Origin of the sequence: Nostoc flagelliforme FACHB-838 (genome assembly GCF_014698065.1) — a bacterium.
Taxonomy (GTDB): Bacteria; Cyanobacteriota; Cyanobacteriia; order Cyanobacteriales; family Nostocaceae; genus Nostoc; species Nostoc flagelliforme_B.
Window position 1 is genome coordinate 1 of record NZ_JACJSI010000485.1, and the last position, 3940, is coordinate 3940.

Genomic DNA, 3940 nt, shown 5'->3' on the forward strand with positions numbered 1-3940 from the left:
GATGCAGTTCGTCAACGTATCTTGAATGATTTTTCGCAACGATTGCGAACCATTGAACGTGAGTTGCCGATCGCCGTAGGTCAGTATTGATCGGCATGGAACTGGCGGGACTGGATTTATGGGGCACGCAGCCAGGATCGTACTCATCCTGGTTGTAGGAGGCGCTTCTTATTGCTGGCTCCTACACGTATTGCTCATTGAGTTTTTGACGCAAGTAACATAACCATTCACAACAAGAGGTAACTATCATGATGCTTAAAGACAAGGTTGCTTTAGTGACGGGAGGGACATCGGGCATTGGTAGAGCTACCGCGTTAGCGTTCGCGCAGCGTTCCGAAGGAAAGCTTAACGAAGTTATCGCTTATGCCCAACAACAAGCAAGGGTGGTGGTGGGTCGTCGAATGGATGAAGGTGAAGAAACTGTTCGATTGATTAAGGAAGCTGGCAAAGAGGCGATTTTTGTGCAAGCAGATGTCACGAAAGAAGCCGATGTTAAAGCAATGGTTGATAAAGCGGCTGGCGTTTTTGATCGGTTAGATATTGCTTTTAATAATGCAGGAACTGTCGGCGAAAATCCCTCATTGATTGAGCGAACAGAAACTGAATACGATCGCACTATGAACGTCAATTAATTCTGAGAATATTCTGATGATAATTCAGGAAAGACTAACTAGAAAAACATATTTTGAGTATGGTGTAGGAAAGTTAGAGGCACTCTGTCATGCAGCAGGGATGACCGCCAAAACCCCACAAATACTAGAGATGTTTCAATCCCTAACTTCACCCTGGAGTAACAAAACTATTGAAAATTATCCGCTGTGGTTATCTGATATCGCAGATGACTATACTCCCTTTGAATTCTCAGTAGCTTTTGAGGGCAATCAGCCGGAATTGCGAATTTTGTTTGAAGCTCAAGGTAACTCTCCAAATCTTGAGTCATATTGGCAGGCAGGGCTTCAGATTAACCAATTGCTTGTAGATGTCTTCAAGGTCAACCTGGAGCGATTCTATGCAGTTGAAGATATCTTTTACCCCAAAAATTCAGAAGCAAAATTTGTACTGTGGCATAGTGTTTGTCTTTGGGCGGAGCGAGAACCAAAATTCAAGCTCTATCTCAATCCACAAATTCAGGGTAAGAGCCAGGCTAGTGCAGTAATTAAAGAAACTTTAATTCGCCTTGGCTTTACGAGTGCCTGGTCAACCTTAGCTGAAATTTCAGCCCAACGCGAACTAGGCAAAGACGAATTTTGTTACTTCTCCCTCGATCTATCTCACGGGCAGGATGCTAGAGTAAAAATTTATTTACGACATTATGATGCAACACCAGAATACTTGGAAAAGGTGCTAAGTATAGCTCGTAACTATGTGCCAGGAGATGCAACAGAATTTTGTCAAGCAATGGTAGAAGAAGTTCACTTGTTCTCAGCCAAACCAATCATTTCGGCTTTTGCCTTCGTGACAGGAGATGATGTTACTCCCTCAAGCGGAACTTTGCACTTACCTATTGCTCACTATGCTCCTAATGATGCTATAGTTCGAGACCGCCTGCATAATTATTTTACGAAACACGATTTGCCACTCTCTAGCTACAATTCAATTATTGAAGCATTTGCAACCCGTCCTCTTGAAGAGGGAAGTGGGATACACCAATATACCTCACTCCGGCGGGAAAATCAAGAGCAACGAATAACATTGTATTTGGCTGTAGAAGCGCACAAAGTTAACCCTCCCCAAGACGCAGGAGCGACAAAAATTATGAAAACTCCCTCGCCATTGGAAGAAATAGTTTTGCATTACGAACACAATAGCGTTACCAACCACCCATTCCTACAGCGCTTGCAGGAAGAGCAAGTTAATCCTCCCCATCTCTGGATTTTACTTGCCAATGTTCAGAAGGGCATCGTCGAAAATTTCGCCCGTCGCCTTGCTAATGTTATTGCCCGAATTGATGATGAGAAAATTCGTTGTATTCTTACTAAACAGCTGAATGATGAATTGGGAGATGGAGACTTTTCTCGCACCCATCGAAAGCTGTTTAATAAACTCATGACAGCGATCACTACCTGGCAACCGACGATAATAACCGAAGCAACTTTTGCTCCGGGAAAAGAGCTGAGTCAGTATATGGAAGAGGTATACTCAGACCCAAACCCGTACATTGGACTGGGAGCAGCAATAATCATGGAAATTCGCGGCAAGCAGTTCGATATATGTGTAGGCAAGGAGTTTCGTCGGACAAAAGTCGAGCTTTCCTCTTGTGAATGGCTGACAATGCACGAGGAACTCGAACTCGGTCATGCCGACGAATCTCTCACTCTAGCCCGCCTCATACCAGACTCGAATGAGATGATAGAAGCTGTACGGAGAGGTGCAGACAGTACTAACACTGCACTAACGAATTTTCTCAATGGTGTTTACCAACTATGCTTGATCTCATAGAAATAAAAGACCAAAGAGGAAACTTTTATGTCAGTTATTGAAGTTAGCTCTTTGCGGCAACAATTTCCCCTCTTCAAGGAACGGAACTACCTAGCAACTCACAGTCTTGGTTGTCTTCCTCATGAAGCGTTTTTAGATATTGAAGAGTACAAACAAAGCCTATTCTTGGGTAGGCGAGCGTTACCTGTTTGGCTGGAAAGGTATGAGGAAATATTCGGGCTGATCGAACGACTTCTCAATGCCCCATCTGGATCGGTAGCGCTCGGCCCCAGTGCTACCGCCTGTCAAGCTGCGATCGCAGCTACCTTGAACCCGACTGCCAAACAGAATTGCATCATAATTTCCGAGCTAGACTTTCCATCCTGTCGCTATCTTTGGGCTGCTCAATCTCGTCGAGGGTTTCAAATTACTGAAGTTGTGGCTGTTGATAAAATATCTATTCCCGCCGAGGCTTTGGTAGCAAAAATCGACGAGCGAGTAGCAGTAGTAGCAATATCCTTAGTGTCCTATCTCAATAGTTCTCGCATTGACATTAATGCGGTTATTGCAGCTGCCCATAGAGTAGGGGCGATCGTCATTCTTGATGCCTATCAAGCTGTTGGTCTGATTCCGTTAGACGTAACAACACTTGATGCTGATGTGGTAGTTGGTGGCACTCACAAATGGCTGGGGGGAGGGCTAGGTTTAGCCTTTGCCTACGTTCGTCCATCCCTTGCAGAACAACTTGAACCAATCTATCCAGGTTGGTTTAGTCACTTCAATCCCACCGCATTTGAATCAACATTTACACCCGCTCCTGGGGCTCGACGGTTTCAGCAAGGAACTCCAGCGATGGAGCCTATTTATACCTCCCGCGCTGGACTTCGCTTTGCTCTTGAATTTGGTGTTGAGCAGATTTATCAGCGAAATCAATCACTTACCACTTATCTTATTGCCGCTGCTGATGCTTACGGCATTAAAGTAAATACTCCGCGTACTTTAGGTACCCGGGGGGGAACAGTTTGTTTGGGAGTGAACAATCCCCTGACTGTAGCACAGGATCTGGCGAAGTTAGGCATTGATGTTGACACGCGTTCTGAACTTGGGATCAGAGTGTCTCCCCATCTATGTAGTACCGAGGAAGAATGCGATCAATTTATAGAGAGCCTTATTAAGCTTACATATAAAAACTGAGGATTATAGATTTATAAACACAAGAGGAGAAGTATTCGGCGTTGCAAAATTAGAGGCTTTGACAAAACTCATCGAGCGTCATCAGCTTCGCCCAGTGATTGATTCAGTATTTTCTTGGGATCAGGTCATTCTGGCACATCACCCGGATTTCTCACAAGTGCGAAAAAATCATTGAGATGAGTAAAATTTAGGAAAGGATATTTTATACATCAGTGGATTAAATTCAGGAACCGAAGACAATCACGTATTATCCGAAGTTTTAAAGATAAATAAAATACGAATAAAACGAAAAGTACTGGAGTAATAACTATGATTAGCAATAATTAGG

General features: G+C 43.9%; 3 protein-coding genes. All 3 read left to right on the plus strand.

The genetic code is table 11. The features are described 5' to 3' along the window. Window positions 1-248: 248 nt before the first annotated feature. The 3 genes from H6G97_RS47115 to H6G97_RS47125 are packed head-to-tail and all read left to right on the plus strand — an operon-like array spanning window position 249 to window position 3612. Window positions 249-632: an SDR family NAD(P)-dependent oxidoreductase gene (locus tag H6G97_RS47115; protein WP_242056108.1), complete on the plus strand. Its 384-nt coding sequence runs from the start codon at window positions 249-251 to the stop codon at window positions 630-632. A 16-nt stretch (window positions 633-648) separates the two neighbouring features. Beyond that, the gene (locus H6G97_RS47120) at window positions 649-2439 is read left to right on the plus strand and encodes an iron-containing redox enzyme family protein (RefSeq protein ID WP_190947254.1); all 1791 of its coding nucleotides are present in this window, start codon (window positions 649-651) and stop codon (window positions 2437-2439) included. 27 nt (window positions 2440-2466) lie between these two features. Continuing rightward, entirely contained in the window at window positions 2467-3612 is a 1146-nt protein-coding gene (locus H6G97_RS47125) for an aminotransferase class V-fold PLP-dependent enzyme (protein WP_190947255.1), read from the plus strand. The last annotated feature ends 328 nt before the right edge of the window (window positions 3613-3940 follow it).